17 protein-coding genes are annotated in these 15,059 nt (G+C 57.6%); 12 read left to right on the plus strand and 5 right to left on the minus strand.

The genetic code is table 11. The features are described 5' to 3' along the window. Positions 1-26: 26 nt before the first annotated feature. Both AC2FND_RS05695 and AC2FND_RS05700 read right to left on the minus strand, forming a co-directional pair. Positions 27-692 (minus strand): SOS response-associated peptidase, encoded by a 666-nt coding sequence (locus AC2FND_RS05695; protein WP_496768452.1) that lies wholly within the window; start codon positions 690-692, stop codon positions 27-29. Positions 693-875: 183 nt separating this feature from the next. Further along, entirely contained in the window at positions 876-2,453 is a 1,578-nt protein-coding gene (locus AC2FND_RS05700) for a bifunctional metallophosphatase/5'-nucleotidase (RefSeq protein ID WP_496768454.1), read from the minus strand. Positions 2,454-2,560: 107 nt separating this feature from the next. Between AC2FND_RS05700 and AC2FND_RS05705 the strand changes: the two genes are divergently transcribed. From AC2FND_RS05705 to arsC, 4 genes are read left to right on the plus strand one after another with little or no spacing between them, the layout of a single operon-like run. Next, entirely contained in the window at positions 2,561-2,899 is a 339-nt protein-coding gene (locus AC2FND_RS05705; protein WP_209503272.1) for a DUF952 domain-containing protein, read from the plus strand. Next, positions 2,896-3,327, plus strand: coding sequence for a DUF1330 domain-containing protein (locus AC2FND_RS05710; RefSeq protein ID WP_209503270.1), 432 nt, complete (start codon positions 2,896-2,898; stop codon positions 3,325-3,327). Before AC2FND_RS05705 ends, AC2FND_RS05710 begins: the two co-directional genes overlap by 4 nt. Then, positions 3,324-4,382: a quinone-dependent dihydroorotate dehydrogenase gene (locus AC2FND_RS05715; protein ID WP_496768456.1), complete on the plus strand. Its 1,059-nt coding sequence runs from the start codon at positions 3,324-3,326 to the stop codon at positions 4,380-4,382. Before AC2FND_RS05710 ends, AC2FND_RS05715 begins: the two co-directional genes overlap by 4 nt. Further along, positions 4,379-4,720 carry an arsenate reductase (glutaredoxin) gene (gene arsC, locus AC2FND_RS05720; RefSeq protein WP_209503266.1) on the plus strand — a complete coding sequence of 114 codons (342 nt, stop codon included), beginning with the start codon at positions 4,379-4,381 and terminating at the stop codon, positions 4,718-4,720. The genes AC2FND_RS05715 and arsC overlap by 4 nt, the downstream gene beginning before the upstream one ends. On the opposite strand, the gene AC2FND_RS05725 is transcribed toward arsC, so the two are convergent. From AC2FND_RS05725 to AC2FND_RS05735, 3 genes are read right to left on the minus strand one after another with little or no spacing between them, the layout of a single operon-like run. After that, the gene (locus tag AC2FND_RS05725) at positions 4,717-6,033 is read right to left on the minus strand and encodes an MATE family efflux transporter (protein WP_480538206.1); all 1,317 of its coding nucleotides are present in this window, start codon (positions 6,031-6,033) and stop codon (positions 4,717-4,719) included. The genes arsC and AC2FND_RS05725 overlap by 4 nt on opposite strands. A gap of 2 nt (positions 6,034-6,035) precedes the next feature. Continuing rightward, entirely contained in the window at positions 6,036-6,554 is a 519-nt protein-coding gene (locus AC2FND_RS05730; protein WP_496768459.1) for a PaaI family thioesterase, read from the minus strand. A 1-nt stretch (position 6,555) separates the two neighbouring features. Beyond that, positions 6,556-6,975: a PaaI family thioesterase gene (locus AC2FND_RS05735; protein ID WP_480546472.1), complete on the minus strand. Its 420-nt coding sequence runs from the start codon at positions 6,973-6,975 to the stop codon at positions 6,556-6,558. 115 nt (positions 6,976-7,090) lie between these two features. On the opposite strand from AC2FND_RS05735, the gene AC2FND_RS05740 reads away from it, so the two are divergent. The 8 genes from AC2FND_RS05740 to AC2FND_RS05775 all read left to right on the plus strand — a co-directional run bounded on the left by AC2FND_RS05740 (position 7,091) and on the right by AC2FND_RS05775 (position 15,046). Then, entirely contained in the window at positions 7,091-7,459 is a 369-nt protein-coding gene (locus AC2FND_RS05740) for a MerR family transcriptional regulator (RefSeq protein WP_480485170.1), read from the plus strand. A 270-nt stretch (positions 7,460-7,729) separates the two neighbouring features. Beyond that, a complete protein-coding gene (locus AC2FND_RS05745; RefSeq protein ID WP_209503256.1) occupies positions 7,730-8,131 on the plus strand; it encodes a MerR family transcriptional regulator in 402 nt (133 codons plus the stop codon). 42 nt (positions 8,132-8,173) lie between these two features. Next, entirely contained in the window at positions 8,174-9,955 is a 1,782-nt protein-coding gene (locus tag AC2FND_RS05750; protein ID WP_496768461.1) for an acyl-CoA dehydrogenase C-terminal domain-containing protein, read from the plus strand. A gap of 55 nt (positions 9,956-10,010) precedes the next feature. After that, on the plus strand, positions 10,011-10,223 hold the full coding sequence (locus tag AC2FND_RS05755; protein WP_209503252.1) for a hypothetical protein: 213 nt from the start codon (positions 10,011-10,013) through the stop codon (positions 10,221-10,223). Positions 10,224-10,502: 279 nt separating this feature from the next. Then, positions 10,503-11,141 (plus strand): glutathione S-transferase family protein, encoded by a 639-nt coding sequence (locus AC2FND_RS05760; RefSeq protein WP_496768463.1) that lies wholly within the window; start codon positions 10,503-10,505, stop codon positions 11,139-11,141. An 11-nt stretch (positions 11,142-11,152) separates the two neighbouring features. After that, complete coding sequence (locus tag AC2FND_RS05765; protein ID WP_480484257.1) at positions 11,153-12,364, plus strand: acetyl-CoA C-acetyltransferase; 1,212 nt, start codon at positions 11,153-11,155, stop codon at positions 12,362-12,364. Next, positions 12,364-12,852, plus strand: coding sequence for a cupin domain-containing protein (locus tag AC2FND_RS05770; protein WP_209503246.1), 489 nt, complete (start codon positions 12,364-12,366; stop codon positions 12,850-12,852). Before AC2FND_RS05765 ends, AC2FND_RS05770 begins: the two co-directional genes overlap by 1 nt. Next, positions 12,845-15,046, plus strand: coding sequence for a 3-hydroxyacyl-CoA dehydrogenase NAD-binding domain-containing protein (locus tag AC2FND_RS05775; RefSeq protein ID WP_496768465.1), 2,202 nt, complete (start codon positions 12,845-12,847; stop codon positions 15,044-15,046). Before AC2FND_RS05770 ends, AC2FND_RS05775 begins: the two co-directional genes overlap by 8 nt. Positions 15,047-15,059 lie beyond the last annotated feature (13 nt).

Genomic DNA, 15,059 nt, shown 5'->3' on the forward strand with positions numbered 1-15,059 from the left:
AGCTTGCCGCGTTTCCAATGAAAAGGTCACGCGTCATACGGTTCGATCAGCTCAGGCCCGCTGGCCCGGTTCGAGTTCACCGCAGGATCGACCCGGTGGAAGGTCAGCACGTCCTCGTGCCCCGGCTGCATCAGTCGTGCGGCCCCTTTTCCGGCTTCACCCAACCATAGTGGCCAGTCTTTCGGTTCTACGATCAAGGGCATTCGCTGATGAATGACCTCAAGCCTTTTGTTGGCAGCCGTCGTCACGATTGCACAAGTGCCCTGCCGTTCGCCTTCAGGACCCCAGTCCTGCCAGACCCCGGCAAAAGCAATCGGAGCTTTGTCCTGACGGTGGATATACCAAGGCAGGCGCGTTCCCTGTTTCGTTTTTGTCCATTCATAGAACCCAGTCGCTATGATCAGGCAGCGGCGCGTCCGGCAGGCATCACGAAAGGCGGGCTTGTCCGCCAGGGTCTCGGCCCGGGCGTTGATCAGCAACGGCCCCGCTGTTTCGGTCTTGTACCAATGTGGCAGAAATCCCCAGCGCAGCTCGTCCAGATGACGGCCTGTTTCGCCACTCCGCACGACATGTACCTGATTTGTCGGACAAACATTGAAATTCGGCACCACAGGTAGCGCATTTGCCGGGCGCGCCGAAAACAGCTGCGCCATCGCGTCGTTGGGAAGAGTTACTGCAAACCGTCCGCACATAGGTAATGAACCACCGATACAATGCTAAAGCACCGAATTCCGACTTTTATTAGGAACCGATACCAATATTCGTACTGGGTCAACCGCGCTCTGGCCGGAATACGATTTCAGCTGATCGGTTCCCAAAAAAACAAAAAAAGCCGCATCACGAGGATGCGGCTTTTGTCTTTTCTATGAACACAGTTACTTCTGTTTGATACGCCCGTCGACATAGGGCTGATAGGGCGCATTTTCCGCCAGGTATTCCGCGGTGACATCCGCAAGGTCCGGGCCGAAGTCATAGGCGTTCTTGTCGTCGCCTTCGAACATCTTGTACCCGTCACCGCCGTTGCGGACGTAGTTGTTGGTGACGACCAGGTAGGTCTTATTCGGGTCGATCGGAACAAAACCGTCACCCTCGGCAACCATTACCTCGCTGACGCGTCCCTCGTTCGGCGCAACGCTTGGATCCCAAGTGAAGCTTAGGCCGGCGACCTGCGGGAAGCGACCTTTTACTTCTTCCACCTGACTTACACCATTCTCAAGTGCGTCAATGACACCCTGTCCGCTGATTTCAAAGGTCGACAGTGTATTCTGGAATGGCAACACAGTCAGAACCTCGCCCATGGTCACATCACCGGGGTCTATGGACGCCCGCAATCCACCCGAATTGGCAATCGCGATCTGAACGCCCTGATCCGCCACGCGCGCCAGCATCGCATCCGCAACCAGGTTGCCCATCTGACATTCCTGCACGCGACAAATTGAGCGATCCCCTTCAATGGCTTCCGCAGCGCTCGCAACGACCTTATTGCGGATTTCATCCAACGGCACCGCCAGTTCCGCAATACGGTCCAGCGCCGCCTGATCCTCGGTCACTGCGTTGTCCATGATCAAAGGCTCGCCAGCTGCCTCGATCACTTTGCCATCGTCATCGAAAGTGACGTTCAATTCGCCCAGAAACTTGCCATAAGCATAGGCCTGAACGATCTGTACGCCGTTTACCACTGTTGGGTACGGACCTGCCGCCTTATCCGACACATTCGAAAGATACGTGTTCGAATGTCCGCCGACGATCACGTCAACACCAGTCGTCTCTTGCGCGACACGCTGATCGACGCCATAGCCGGAATGGCTGAGAACGATGATCTTGTTGACACCCTCACCTGTCAGTTTATCGACTTCGGCCTGCACAGCTGGCACCGGGTCCGAAAACGTGACATTGGGGCCGGGCGAGGCAAGCTCATCCGTGTCGATTGGGGTCAGGCCGATCAAGCCGATCTTCTCGCCGCCTACTTCGATAACGGTCGATTTCTTGATCCTGTCTGTCAAAAGCTCTTCGTCGTGAATATCGGCGTTGGACATCAGGACCGGGAAGTCGACCGAGTCGATGAACCCCCGCAACACTTCGGGGCCGTCATCAAACTCGTGGTTACCAACGGTCATGGCGTTATAGCCCAGCTTGTTCATGAATTCGGCTGCGACCTTGCCCTTGTAGTAGGTATAGAAAAGGGACCCCTGGAACTGGTCACCTCCATCCACCAGAATCGAGTTTTCTGCCCGTGCGCGCGCATCGGCAACTGCCGTAACAAGGCGCGCCGAGCCGCCAAAGCACTTACCTTCTGCATTGTCTTCCTCACCGCATCCGCTGTCGTATTTGTTGATCGGCTCAAAGCGCGAATGGAAATCGTTGGTGTGCAGAATCGTCAGCTTGTAGTCGGCTGCTGCGGCACCCGCCGTCAGGCCCAGCACCGCGACCGAAGTTAAAAATCGGGTCAACATCTTGGAACTCCCTGTTATTATTGCCGGGGATCGTGCGCTTATGTCGACCGAGAGTCAAAGGAGAAATCCAGCTTGATTCCAAGCGCCGTGCGGGGCATCAGGTCATCATGCTGATCTACAAGATTTTCCGAGCCGTCGAATGGGCTGAACTGCAAAGTCTGGGCGCCACAGACGGAGCACCCATTGACGTGTCAGACGGGTTTGTTCACTTTTCCACCGCTGAACAAGCTGCTGAAACCGCCGCCAAGCATTTTGCGGGCGTTGAAGGGCTTACGCTGTTGGCCTGCGATGCTGATGCCATGGGCGATGACCTGAAATGGGAAGTGTCGCGAGGAGACGCCCTGTTTCCGCATCTGTATCGTCAGATCAGGTTAAGCGATGTCGTCTGGGCGCGCCCCCTGCCTTTTGTCGGCACGGCACATCAGTTTCCCGAGGATATGGCATGACATCCTATGTCGATCCGGATCGCGCCCAGTTCGAGGCATTCAAGGCTCTGGAGCGCGACCAGCCGATCGAAATGCTCAATCTGGTGAAATTCCGCGCCGAGGCGCAATATCCCAAATCACATGAATTGGCTGGCGCAGGGCTGACCGGGGCGCAGGCTTATCAGAAATACGGGGTTGAAACCGCCCCAATCATTGACCGTATCGGGGCAAGCATCCTGTGGCGGGGTGCATTTGAAACGACACTGATCGGACCGGCTGATGAGGTATGGGATGCCGTCTTTATCGCACGCTATCCGACTGCATATGCGTTTCTGGAAATGGTGACTGACCCGGTGTACCGGGCAGCGGTGGTCCATCGGCAGGCTGCGGTAGAAACCTCGCGCCTGATCCGGTGCGGATCAAGCAAAAGCGGGAAAGCGTTCGGATGAAACTGACCGAGAAGTTCGGGCTTGCGGCCCTGCACTGCATGGATCCCGAAACCGCCCACGGGATGTCGATCAGGGCTTTGAAGGCGGGGCTTGCGCCTGCGCAGGGGCCGGTGACAACACCGCGTCTGAAAACCAGCCTAGCCGGGTTGGACCTGCCTAATCCGGTGGGTTTGGCCGCGGGTTTCGACAAGAACGGCGAGGTTCTGACGCCGCTGTCGCGCGTAGGATTCGGTTTCATCGAAGTCGGTGCTGTCACACCACGCCCGCAACCGGGAAACCCTAAACCCCGCCTGTTTCGCCTGACCGAAGACAAAGCGGCGATCAACCGTTTTGGCTTCAACAACGAAGGCATGGAGGTGATGGCAAAACGGCTTGCTGATCGCCCCCAAAATGCGGTGATCGGCCTGAATCTGGGTGCCAACAAGGACAGCGAGGATCGCGCAGGTGATTTCGTCAAGGTGCTGGCGCATTGTGCCCCTCATCTGGATTTTGCCACCGTCAACGTGTCATCCCCGAATACGGAAAAGCTGCGGGATTTGCAGGGCAAAGCAGCGCTGAGCGCGCTTTTGAGCGGTGTGATTGAAACCCGTGATGCGCTGCCTCGCCCGCTGCCTGTCTTCCTGAAAATCGCGCCGGACCTGACCGATGCCGAATTGCAGGACATTGCCGAGGTTGCGCGCGAGACCCATGTGGATGCCGTGATCGCCACCAACACCACCCTGTCGCGTGACGGGTTGCGCAGCTCGCACAAAGGTGAAACCGGTGGGCTGTCCGGCGCACCGCTGTTCGAGAAATCAACACGTGTTCTGGCACGGCTCAGCCAGTTGACCGAGGGTGACATTCCCCTGATCGGCGTGGGTGGCATCAGCAATGCGGAACAGGCCTATGCCAAGATTTGCGCCGGGGCATCAGCTGTGCAGTTCTATACGGCGATGGTGTATGGCGGCATTTCTCTGGCGGCGGACATTGCGAACGGGCTGGATGAACTGCTGGCCTGCGACGGCTTTGACAATGTGGCTCAGGCCGTCGGCAGCAAACGAGAGGACTGGCTATGATCGAATATTGGCACAACCCGCGCTGTTCAAAATCCCGCGCTGGTCTTGCATTGCTGGAAGAAAATGGTGCACGGGTCACGGTGCGCAAATATCTTGAGGATGCACCATCAATTGATGAGCTGCGAGCGGCACAATCCGCCTTGGGGCTTTCGCCCGTCGAGATGATGCGCACCGGAGAATCCCGGTTCAAGGAACTGGGGCTGACAAAGACCTCGCCAGACGACGCCCTGATCCGGGCCATGGCTGAAAACCCGATCCTGATTGAACGTCCGCTTGCCATTGCGGGCGATAAGGCTGCCATCGGGCGTCCACCGGAAAACCTTCTTACGCTGCTCTAGGCCACCTGCGCCTCGAGCTTGGGATAGCGCCACCCCAAAGTCACGCCACGTGCGATGTTAAGCACCATCAACGCGGCCCACAGGCCGTGATTTCCGAAACTTGGCACCAGAATGAACAGCGCAACCAGATAGATAGCGACCGATTGGAACATCGCGCTACGCATGGCCCGGGTCCATGTTGCACCTATGTAGATGCCGTCAAACATCCAGCTTGCCACGCCGATAACGGGTGCCAATGCGGCCCAGACAAGAAACTCGCGCCCGGCCTCGCGCACCTGCGGCGATGTTGACATGAGGTCGATCAACGCCGGTCCGGCGACAAAGAAAACCACACCCAGTAACAGGGCACCCCCAACACCCCATTGCGAGGTCATGACAGACGCGCGGCGCACCTGATACCTGTCTCTGGCACCCACCGCGCTTCCGACCAGCGCCTCGGCGGAAAAGGCAAACCCGTCCAGCGCGAAAGCTGTGATTTCAAGAAACTGAAGCAGGACCTGATTGGCCGCCAGATTGACATCACCCAGATCGGAACCGACGAAAAGAAAGGTCGTGAAGGATCCGGTTAGCAAAACCGACCGGATCATGATATCGCCGTTGACCTGCAACATCCGGCGCAGTCGGGCAGCGTCAAATATGCGGGCCCAGTCGCGCCAGATTCCGTCTTCGAACCCATCCCGACACAGCCAAAGGCCCAGCGCCAGACCTGTCCATTCCGCAATCAAAGTGGCTATGGCAACCCCTTCGACACCCCAGCCAAGACCAAGCACAAACCACAGGTCCAGAACGATGTTCAATCCGTTCATCCAGACCTGAAGAACAAAAACCCCACGCGTGCGTTCAACCGCAATCAACCATCCGGTAACCGCATAAAGCGCGATAGTTGCTGGCGCCCCCCAAATTCTAATCTCAAGATAGGCGCGGGCGAGCGTTTCGACCTCGGGACTTGCCGGGGAAAGGGCGAATGCACCGGCGAACACAGCCACTTGCGTGAGGATAAAGAACAGCCCGGCCGCGCCGCCAAGCATCAGGCCGCGCATCAGCAATGCCCGGGTTTCAACAGCGTCACCTGCCCCGCGTGCCTGCGCCGCCATCCCGGTGGTTCCCATCCGCAAGAAACCGAAGATCCAGTAGATCGTTGACAGGATCACTGCACCGATCCCGACCGCACCAATAGGCGCAGCCTGCCCCAACTGGCCGACAACGCCGGTATCAACTGCCCCCAGAATCGGAACGGTGGCGTTCGACAGGACAATCGGCACAGCGATCTTCAGTACCCGTCGATGCGTGATGGGCGCCGAGGCGTCCTGCAAGGTCAGCTCTTGCCCCGAGGCGGTTGCGGCATCAGGAAATGCCCGGAGGCCTGCGCAAACAGTTTCGCATGATTGTCCTGCCAGGCTTCAACCCGTACCGAGGCGTAACGCCGCCCCGACCGGCTGATAAATGCCCGCGCATAGGCGTCTCGCGGCAAGCCCGAACGCAGATAGTCGACGGTAAAGTCGATCGTCTTGGGAAACCGGATGCTTTCGTCTGACACGATTGCGTCTGCATCGATCTCTCCGCTTTCGATACTTGGAAACATGTGTTCCCAGCTCAGCGTGATAACGGCTGTCACTTCCAAAAAGGCAGCCGTCACACCGCCATGAATTGCAGGCAGAAACGGGTTGCCGATCAGCTTGTCATCAAAATTCAAAACGCCGGTCAGCTCATCCCCGCGCCTGTCAAAACTGATGTTCAGGAAACGTATATACGGTACGCCGTCGACAAGCGCACGCAGGGCTGCATCGCGGCGCTGCTTGACCACCTGCATCGGCTCGGGACGAGGTCTTGGCATATTACTTCCCTTCAACCGTAAAGGACCCTGAGGCTGTCGCCACCGGCAGGTCCGTGTCGTTGTCCATTGCGGTGGCCCGCACGAAGGCAACGTTTCGCGTGATATGGTGACAGACGGCATGTGCAGTAATCGTCTGACCTGGCGTCGCCGCGCGCATATAGTCTATCCGCAGATCGATTGTTGCGGTTCCTCCGGGGGCCGATGGGTGGCTCATCACCGCAGCGCCACAACAGGTGTCCAGAATCGTGGATATCGCTCCCCCATGAATCACCGCTGTACGCGGATCCCCGATCAGGTCTTTGTTGTAGGGCAGAGTTATCTCTGCCTCACCCTCGCCGATCTGCGTGAGCGTAAGGTTCAATGCCCGCGCATGGGGGATCGCCTCGATAAACTGGCGGGCTAAAACTGTCTTATCGACCATAAGTATGCGTCCTGTTCTCTGCACCGCCTTTATGAGCCGGTGTTCCAGTAAAGAGCAAGCCTGCCTGTTGCGCTTGGGATCGGGACCGCCTAGGTTGCTGACGAGGAGACCGGGAATGTCCAACAACCGTTTGTCATTCAAAGAAATGTGCGCCGAGTTTGACGTGACGCCGCGCACCCTGCGCTACTACGAATATATCGAGCTTTTGCAACCGGACCGCGAAGGGCGTTCGCGCTTTTACGGGCCCCGGGAATGCGCGCGGATGAAACTGATCATGCGCGGCCGAAAGTTTGGTTTTCCTCTAGAAGAGATTCGCCAATGGCTACTGATCTATGAAGATCAGGGAAACGAGGCCCAGATGGCCACCTTTGTCGAAATGGCGGACCGCCAGATGAGTGAGCTTCAGCAGCAGCGACAGCAACTGGATGAGGCAATGGACGAACTCAAAAGCCTGCGCGACCAAACGGCCAAGTCGCTGGAATAACCTTTTCCGATATTTCATAATCAAGCATTGCAGGTGGCAGAACCTGTCGAAACCGGTGCGCATCCCCTTCAAGGCACCCGTTTATTCATGCCGGAAATCAGTTGACGTAACGGTAACAAAATTACGCCGAAAGCCCCTTACGTGCACGGATGTTACGTCAACTTAAAAGTGACGCAGCGTCTGGATTACGTAAACGTCACTCACATGTTGTAAAGCACCCACCAACTGCGCAACTCATGTTTCATGACGCCAGTGACGAGAGTATGACGAATGACCGAAGATGTGATGACCATCCGCGAGATGTGCGAGACCTATGATGTCACACCACGCACCTTGCGGTTCTATGAGGCAAAGGAACTACTGTTCCCGATCCGCGAAGGCCAAAAACGTCTGTTCACCAAACGTGACCGGGCGCGGCTGAAGCTGATCCTGCGCGGCAAAAGATTCGGGTTCAGCCTCGAGGAAATTCGACAGCTGCTGGATCTCTACCATGTGGGCGATCAACAGGTCACCCAGATGAATCGCACTTATGAAATCGCGTGCGAGCGTCTGGCTGACATGGAATCGCGCCGCGAAGAGCTGACGCAGGCCATCGACGATCTGAAAGAGCAGTTGCGCTGGGGCGAGAAAGTCATCGCCTCGATGAAACAGGAAAAGAAGGCGGCCGAGTAACCTCGCCCTGCCTTCCGGACATATGAATTAAGGGAGCTTCACATGCCCGTTTACAACGCGCCAACCAAAGACATGCAGTTCATTCTGCACGATGTTCTGAAAGTCTCACAGTCGGACATCCCCGGCTATGACGAACTGGATGCCGAATTCACCGGCGCAGTTCTGGAAGAAGCAGGCAAGGTTGCCGCCAACGTCCTGCATCCTTTGAACGTTGTTGGCGACACCGAAGGGTGCCGGTTGGAAAACGGTATTGTGTACACCCCTACCGGGTTCAAAGACGCCTTCGAGCAGATGAAGGAAGGTGGCTGGACTGGCCTCGACATGCCGGAAGAGTATGGTGGCCAGAACATGCCCTACGTGATCGGCACAGCCGTAGGTGAGATGTTCTCGGGCTCCAACCAGGCTTTCACCATGTACCAGGGCCTGACCCATGGCGCAGCCTCGGCCATTCTGGCGCACGGAACAGACGAGCAGAAGAACAAATACCTACCCAACATGGTCAGCTGTGAATGGACCGGCACCATGAACCTGACCGAACCGCATTGTGGCACCGATCTGGGCCTGATGCGCACCAAGGCAGAACCGCAGGGTGATGGCAGCTATAAGATATCAGGCCAGAAGATCTTTATCTCGGCTGGCGACCACGACATGGCAAACAACATTGTCCACCTGGTGCTGGCCAAGATCCCAGGCGGCCCCGAGGGCATCAAAGGCGTGTCGCTGTTCATTGTGCCCAAGTTCATTGTGAACGAAGACGGCAGTCTGGGCGAACGCAACGGCGTATCGGTCGGCAAGATCGAAGAGAAAATGGGCATCCACGGCAACTCGACCTGCGTCATGAACTATGACGAAGCCACTGGCTGGCTGCTGGGCGAAGAGCACAAGGGCATGCGCGCCATGTTCACCATGATGAACGAAGCGCGTCTGGGTGTGGGTATGCAGGGCCTGTCGCAAGCCGAAGCGGCCTATCAGAATGCTCTGGAATACGCCAAGGATCGTTTGCAGGGTCGCGATGTAACCGGTGTCAAAAATCCGGATGGTCCGGCCGATCCTCTGATCGTGCATCCAGATATCCGTCGCAACCTGATGGATCAGAAAAGCTTTACCGAAGGCGCGCGCGCGTTCATCCTTTGGGGCGCGACCATGATCGACAAGGCGCACCGCGCGGGAGACAAGGATGCGGACGGGCTGATCTCGCTGCTGACTCCGGTCATCAAAGGGTTTCTGACCGACGAAGGCTACGACATGACTGTTCAGGCGCAGCAGGTTTATGGCGGCCATGGCTACATCGAAGAATGGGGCATGTCGCAATATACCCGCGACGCCCGCATCGCGATGATCTACGAAGGCGCAAATGGCGTTCAGGCGCTTGACCTTGTGGGTCGCAAGCTGGCGCAGGATGGCGGCAAGCACGTCATGGCGTTTTTCGAGATGGTCAAAACCTTCTGCAAGGATAACGCGGGCAAGAACGAAGCATACGACAAAGCGTTCATTGAACCGCTGAAAGCTGCGTCCAAGGATCTTCAGGCCGCAGGCATGTATTTCATGCAGGAAGGCATGAAGAACCCGAATAACGCACTGTCCGGTTCTTATGACTTCATGCACATGTTCGGCCATGTTTGCCTGGGCCTGATGTGGGCGCAGATGGCCAAGGCCGCGCAGGACGCTCTGGACAATGATGCGTCGGACAAGGAGTTCTACGAGACCAAGATCAACACCGGCCGCTTCTACATGGCGCGTCGCCTGCCAGCGACCGCGATGCATCTTGCGCGCATTCAGACCGGCGCAGACACGGTAATGGCACTGGACGCGGCGAACTTCTGATCTCAGTCTGGGTCCGGGCAACACCCCCCGGACCCAGTTTACCGAAGGAGACCAAATGCCAAAACGTTTTCGCCTGACCCGCCGTTTCCCGGTTGCGATGACTGAAGACGGGTATCGCAAGCTCAAAGCGTTCGCGCGGGATGCTGGTCTGGACGAAGGCGAGGCGCTGTCTTTCTTGTTCGAGAATTTCAACAGCGTGATTGATGAGGAGAACCTGACCCACCGCCTGCGCATCTTCAATTCCGAACTTGAGGCACGGAAAAGATGAGTTGCTGCAAAGAAAACTCAACGGCGACGCTAACTTGAATGCCGGACGCCTCCGGCGGGAGTATTTATGAAAAGATGAAGCGGCGATGCGTCCCTGCCACCGGGCGCACTCGCCATCAGGACAGGAACGACTTCACCTTTTGCGGTCATCGGCTCTCCAGCCTGTACCGCATGACCACTGAATACGAAGATGGTTGATGAAACGTAACCTACTGCCCTTCATCTTTTCAAAAATACTCAAATCCAGCCTAGCCACATGCGCCTTGGGAGGGGCGAGCACATGACCATCAAACTTCATTGCTTCGGAGAAAGTGGAAACAGCTACAAGGCTGCTTTGGCTCTGGAAATGTCCGGTTTGGAGTGGGAACCGGTCTTTGTCGATTTCTTCAAAGGCGTAACCCGCACGCCGGAATATCGTGCTGACGTAAACGAGTTGGGTGAAGCGCCTGTTCTGGTCGATGGAGATTTTCGCACCAGCCAATCCGGTGCGATTCAAGCCTATGTCACAGAGAAATCCGGCAAGTTCGGCGGCAAGGACCGGGAAGAAAACTACGATATTCTGCGTTGGGTTTTGTGGGACAATCACAAACTCAGCTCCATGGCTGGTTTGACGCGGTTCCTGATCAATTTCCTACCCGAGCAGCACCGCAACCCTGATGTCATTGCATTCAATAAAGGACGTTTGAAAGCAGCTTATGAGATCCTGAACGCGCATCTGGAAGGACGCGACTGGATCGTCGGCGACGGCGTAACCAACGCCGACCTTAGCTGCTGTGGTTATCTGTATTACCCTGAACCATTCGGTTTTGACCGTGCCGACTGGCCCCATATCGACGCCTGGCTGACCCGCTTGTCCGAACAGTCCGGTTGGAAGCACCCCTATGACCTGATGCCCGGCAACCCGTCGGATCGAGCTTGAGGAGAAAACCCATGACCGAAGCCTATATCTATGACGCCCTGCGCACGCCGCGCGGCAAGGGCCGCAAGGATGGCAGCCTGCACGAGGTAACCTCGGTGCGCCTGTCCGCCCTGACCCTGAACGCGGTGAAAGAGCGCAACAACCTGGAAGGTCACGCCGTCGAAGACGTGATCTGGGGAAACGTCACGCAAGTGATGGAGCAAGGCGGCTGTCTGGCGCGCTCGGCGGTTCTGGCATCCGACCTCGATCAGTCGATCCCGGGTTTGGCGATCAACCGTTTCTGCGCCTCGGGCATGGAAGCTGTGAACCTGGCCGCAAACCAGGTGAAAGGCGGCGCAGGCGATGCCTATATTGCGGGTGGTGTCGAGATGATGGGTCGCGTGGCCATGGGCAGCGACGGTGCAGCAATCGCTGTTGACCCCTCGCTGGCGATGGAGACCTATTTCGTACCTCAGGGAATCTCGGCCGACATCATCGCGACCGAGTATGGCTTTACCCGTGATGACGCGGATGCGCTGGCGGTTGAATCGCAAAGACGTGCGGCGGCAGCATGGGCCGACAACCGGTTTGAGAAATCCGTGATCACCGTCAAGGATCAGAACGGTCTGACCATTCTGGACCGCGATGAATACATGCGTCCGGGCACCGATATGCAGAGCCTCGGCGCTTTGAACCCGTCATTCGCAATGATGGGCGAACAGATGCCTGGCTTCGACAAGGTTGCGATGCTCAAATACCCCCATCTTGAGCGCGTAAACCACATCCACCATGCAGGCAACAGCTCGGGCATCGTGGACGGAGCCGCTGCTGTTCTGATCGGCAACAAGGAATTTGGCGAGAAATACGGCCTGAAGCCGCGTGCCCGCATCAAAGCAACCGCCAAGATTGGCACCGATCCGACCATCATGCTGACCGGCCCGGTACCGGTGACCGAGAAAATTTTGGCCGACAATGGCATGAAGATCAGCGATCTGGACCTGTTTGAAGTGAACGAAGCCTTCGCCTCGGTCGTGCTGCGTTTCCAGCAGGCATTTGATGTCGATCCTGCACTGGTCAACGTCAACGGCGGCTCGATCGCGATGGGTCACCCGCTGGGTGCCACGGGTGCGATGATCATTGGTACGCTGCTGGATGAGCTTGAGCGTCAGGACAAGGAAACCGGTCTGGCCACGCTTTGCATTGCATCCGGCATGGGTGCGGCAACCATTATCGAGCGCGTCTGATGCCCAAGCTGGATCTTTCTCAGATCCCGTTTCAGGGCGGCTCGGCCTATCCCGGCAAGCTGGCCGAAGCGACTGCAGGTCGCTTCGCGCAGCGCGTGGGCGATGCGGGCGGGCTGACCCAATACGGGGTCAACATCGTGCGGCTGGAACCGCAGGGCCTGTCCTCGCTGCGGCATTACCATATGAAACAGGACGAGTTTGCCATCATCCTCAGCGGCTCGTGCACGCTGGTCGATGATGATGGCGAGCACGAGATGCAGCCCGGCGATTGCGCCGCCTGGCCCGCAGGTGAGGCCAACGGCCATCACCTTGTGAACAAGACCGATGCGCCCATGACCTTTCTGGTGGTGGGCACACGGACCCCGACCGAGACTGGCTATTACAGCGACATGGACATGATGGTGAAGGTTGATGAGAACGGATTCTCCTTCACCCGCAAGGATGGCAGCCCGCTGACGGCTGACCAGATTGGAGATGACAATGACTGATTTCACTCTGAGCAAAGACGCCGATGGCGTCGCCACGATCACCTGGGACGTGCCCGGGAAGACCATGAACGTGATGTCCTTTGACGGACTGGCAGAATTGAGCGATTGCATCGATCAGGCGCTGGCCGACGATGAGGTGAAAGGCATCATTGTTACTTCGGGTAAAGAAGGGTCATTTGCGGGCGGCATGGACCTGAACCTGCTGGCGGTGATGAAAGAACAGGCGGGCGACAATCCGGCCAAGGGTCTGTTCGAGGGTACGATGAAAATGCACGCCCTGCTGCGCAAGATCGAACTGGCGGGCATGGACCCCAAGACCAAGAAAGGCGGCAAGCCGATTGCAACCGTTCTGCCCGGGACCGCTGCGGGCATCGGTATGGAACTGCCCCTGTCCACCCATCGTATCTTTGCGGCCGAAAACCCAAAGGCAAAGTACGGCCTGCCCGAGATCATGGTCGGCATCTTCCCCGGCGCGGGCGGCACCACGCGGATGGTCCGCAAAGTCGGCGCCATTGCGGCGGCTCCGCTGCTGCTTGAAGGTAAGATGCTGGACGTCAAGAAAGCCAAAGGCGCAGGCTATGTTGACGAGATCGCAGCCGATCCAATGGCGGCAGCCAAGGAATGGGTGCTGAACGCCAAGGACGCCGATCTGGTCAAACCATGGGACGCAAAGGGTTATAAGATGCCCGGTGGCGCCCCCTATCATCCTGCGGGCTTCATGAACTTCGTTGGCGCGTCGGCGATGGTGAATGGCAAGACCCAAGGGGCCTTCCCGGCAGCCAAGGCTCTGCTGAGCGCGGTTTACGAAGGCGCTCTGGTAGATTTCGACACCGCGCTGAAAATCGAAGCGCGCTGGTTCACGTCCGTGCTGATGAACCCGTCGTCAGGTGCGATGATCCGGTCGCTGTTCCTGAACAAGGAAGCACTGGAAAAAGGAGCCGTGCGCCCCGCTGGTGTCCCGGACCAGTCAGTCAAGAAGATCGGCGTTCTGGGCGCGGGCATGATGGGGGCTGGTATCGCTCTGGTATCCGCGCAGGCCGGTATGGAAGTTGTTCTGATCGACCGCGACCAGGAGGCTGCGGACAAAGGCAAAGCCTATACCGAGACCTATCTGGACAAAGGCATGAAGCGCGGCAAGGTCACGGCTGAGAAAAAAGAGGCCATGCTGGGTCGCATCACTGCAACGCCGGATCTGGACAACCTGAAAGGGTGTGACCTGATCATCGAAGCGGTCTTTGAAGACATGGGCGTCAAGGCTGAGATGACCAAGAAGGTCGAGGCGATTATCCCCGAAGAGTGCATCTTTGCATCGAACACATCGACCCTGCCGATCAGCGATCTGGCCAAAGCCTCGGTTCGGGCTGACCAGTTCATCGGCATCCACTTCTTCTCACCGGTCGAAAAGATGTTCCTGGTCGAGATCATCAAGGGCAAGGAAACCGGGGATCGTGCAGTGGCCAAGGCGCTGGACTATGTGCGTCAGATCCGCAAGACCCCGATCGTGGTCAACGATGCGCGTTTCTTCTACGCAAACCGCTGCATCATTCCATATATCAACGAAGGCGCGCGCATGGTCACTGAAGGCGTCAGCCCCGTTTTGATCGACAACGCCGCGCGGCAGTTGGGCTTCCCGGTCGGTCCGATCCAGCTGACCGACGAAACCTCAATTGATCTGGGTGCCAAGATCGCCCGCGCGACAAAGGCGGCGATGGGCGATGCCTATCCGGAAAGCCCCTCGGACGATCTGATCTTCTGGATGGAGGAACAGGGCCGTCTGGGGCGCAAGGCAAATGCCGGTTTCTTCGACTATGACGAGAAGGGCAAGCGCGTCGAATACTGGAAGGGCCTGCAAGACAAGTATCCGCTTGCCGATGACCAGCTTGACCTGATCGAAGTGCAGGAACGTCTGATGTTTGCTCAGGTTCTGGAAGCTGTCCGCGCGCTGGAAGAGGGTGTTTTGGAAGACATCCGCGAGGGTGATGTCGGTGCAATTCTGGGCTGGGGCTTTGCCCCGTGGTCGGGTGGTCCGTTCAGCTGGCTGGACATCATCGGCACGCCCTACGCGGCCGAACGTTGCGATCAATTGGCCGAGAATTACGGTGAACGCTTTGCCTGCCCGACGCTGCTGCGCGAGATGGCAGAAAAAGGTCAGAGCTTCTACGGTCGCTTCAACCCTGAAGCAAAAGCCGCTTAATCCAATGACGCGG

This window comes from Ruegeria sp. BHSB056 (genome assembly GCF_059613305.1).

Excerpts from the sequence above, each read along its gene's own strand:
- AC2FND_RS05695 (WP_496768452.1), bottom strand. The coding sequence starts at position 692 with ATGTGCGGACGGTTTGCAGTAACTCTTCCCAACGACGCGATGGCGCAG.
- AC2FND_RS05700 (WP_496768454.1), bottom strand. The coding sequence starts at position 2,453 with ATGTTGACCCGATTTTTAACTTCGGTCGCGGTGCTGGGCCTGACGGCG.
- AC2FND_RS05705 (WP_209503272.1), top strand. The coding sequence starts at position 2,561 with ATGCTGATCTACAAGATTTTCCGAGCCGTCGAATGGGCTGAACTGCAA.
- AC2FND_RS05710 (WP_209503270.1), top strand. The coding sequence starts at position 2,896 with ATGACATCCTATGTCGATCCGGATCGCGCCCAGTTCGAGGCATTCAAG.
- AC2FND_RS05715 (WP_496768456.1), top strand. The coding sequence starts at position 3,324 with ATGAAACTGACCGAGAAGTTCGGGCTTGCGGCCCTGCACTGCATGGAT.
- arsC (WP_209503266.1), top strand. The coding sequence starts at position 4,379 with ATGATCGAATATTGGCACAACCCGCGCTGTTCAAAATCCCGCGCTGGT.
- AC2FND_RS05730 (WP_496768459.1), bottom strand. The coding sequence starts at position 6,554 with ATGCCAAGACCTCGTCCCGAGCCGATGCAGGTGGTCAAGCAGCGCCGC.
- AC2FND_RS05735 (WP_480546472.1), bottom strand. The coding sequence starts at position 6,975 with ATGGTCGATAAGACAGTTTTAGCCCGCCAGTTTATCGAGGCGATCCCC.
- AC2FND_RS05740 (WP_480485170.1), top strand. The coding sequence starts at position 7,091 with ATGTCCAACAACCGTTTGTCATTCAAAGAAATGTGCGCCGAGTTTGAC.
- AC2FND_RS05745 (WP_209503256.1), top strand. The coding sequence starts at position 7,730 with ATGACCGAAGATGTGATGACCATCCGCGAGATGTGCGAGACCTATGAT.
- AC2FND_RS05750 (WP_496768461.1), top strand. The coding sequence starts at position 8,174 with ATGCCCGTTTACAACGCGCCAACCAAAGACATGCAGTTCATTCTGCAC.
- AC2FND_RS05755 (WP_209503252.1), top strand. The coding sequence starts at position 10,011 with ATGCCAAAACGTTTTCGCCTGACCCGCCGTTTCCCGGTTGCGATGACT.
- AC2FND_RS05760 (WP_496768463.1), top strand. The coding sequence starts at position 10,503 with ATGACCATCAAACTTCATTGCTTCGGAGAAAGTGGAAACAGCTACAAG.
- AC2FND_RS05765 (WP_480484257.1), top strand. The coding sequence starts at position 11,153 with ATGACCGAAGCCTATATCTATGACGCCCTGCGCACGCCGCGCGGCAAG.
- AC2FND_RS05770 (WP_209503246.1), top strand. The coding sequence starts at position 12,364 with ATGCCCAAGCTGGATCTTTCTCAGATCCCGTTTCAGGGCGGCTCGGCC.
- AC2FND_RS05775 (WP_496768465.1), top strand. The coding sequence starts at position 12,845 with ATGACTGATTTCACTCTGAGCAAAGACGCCGATGGCGTCGCCACGATC.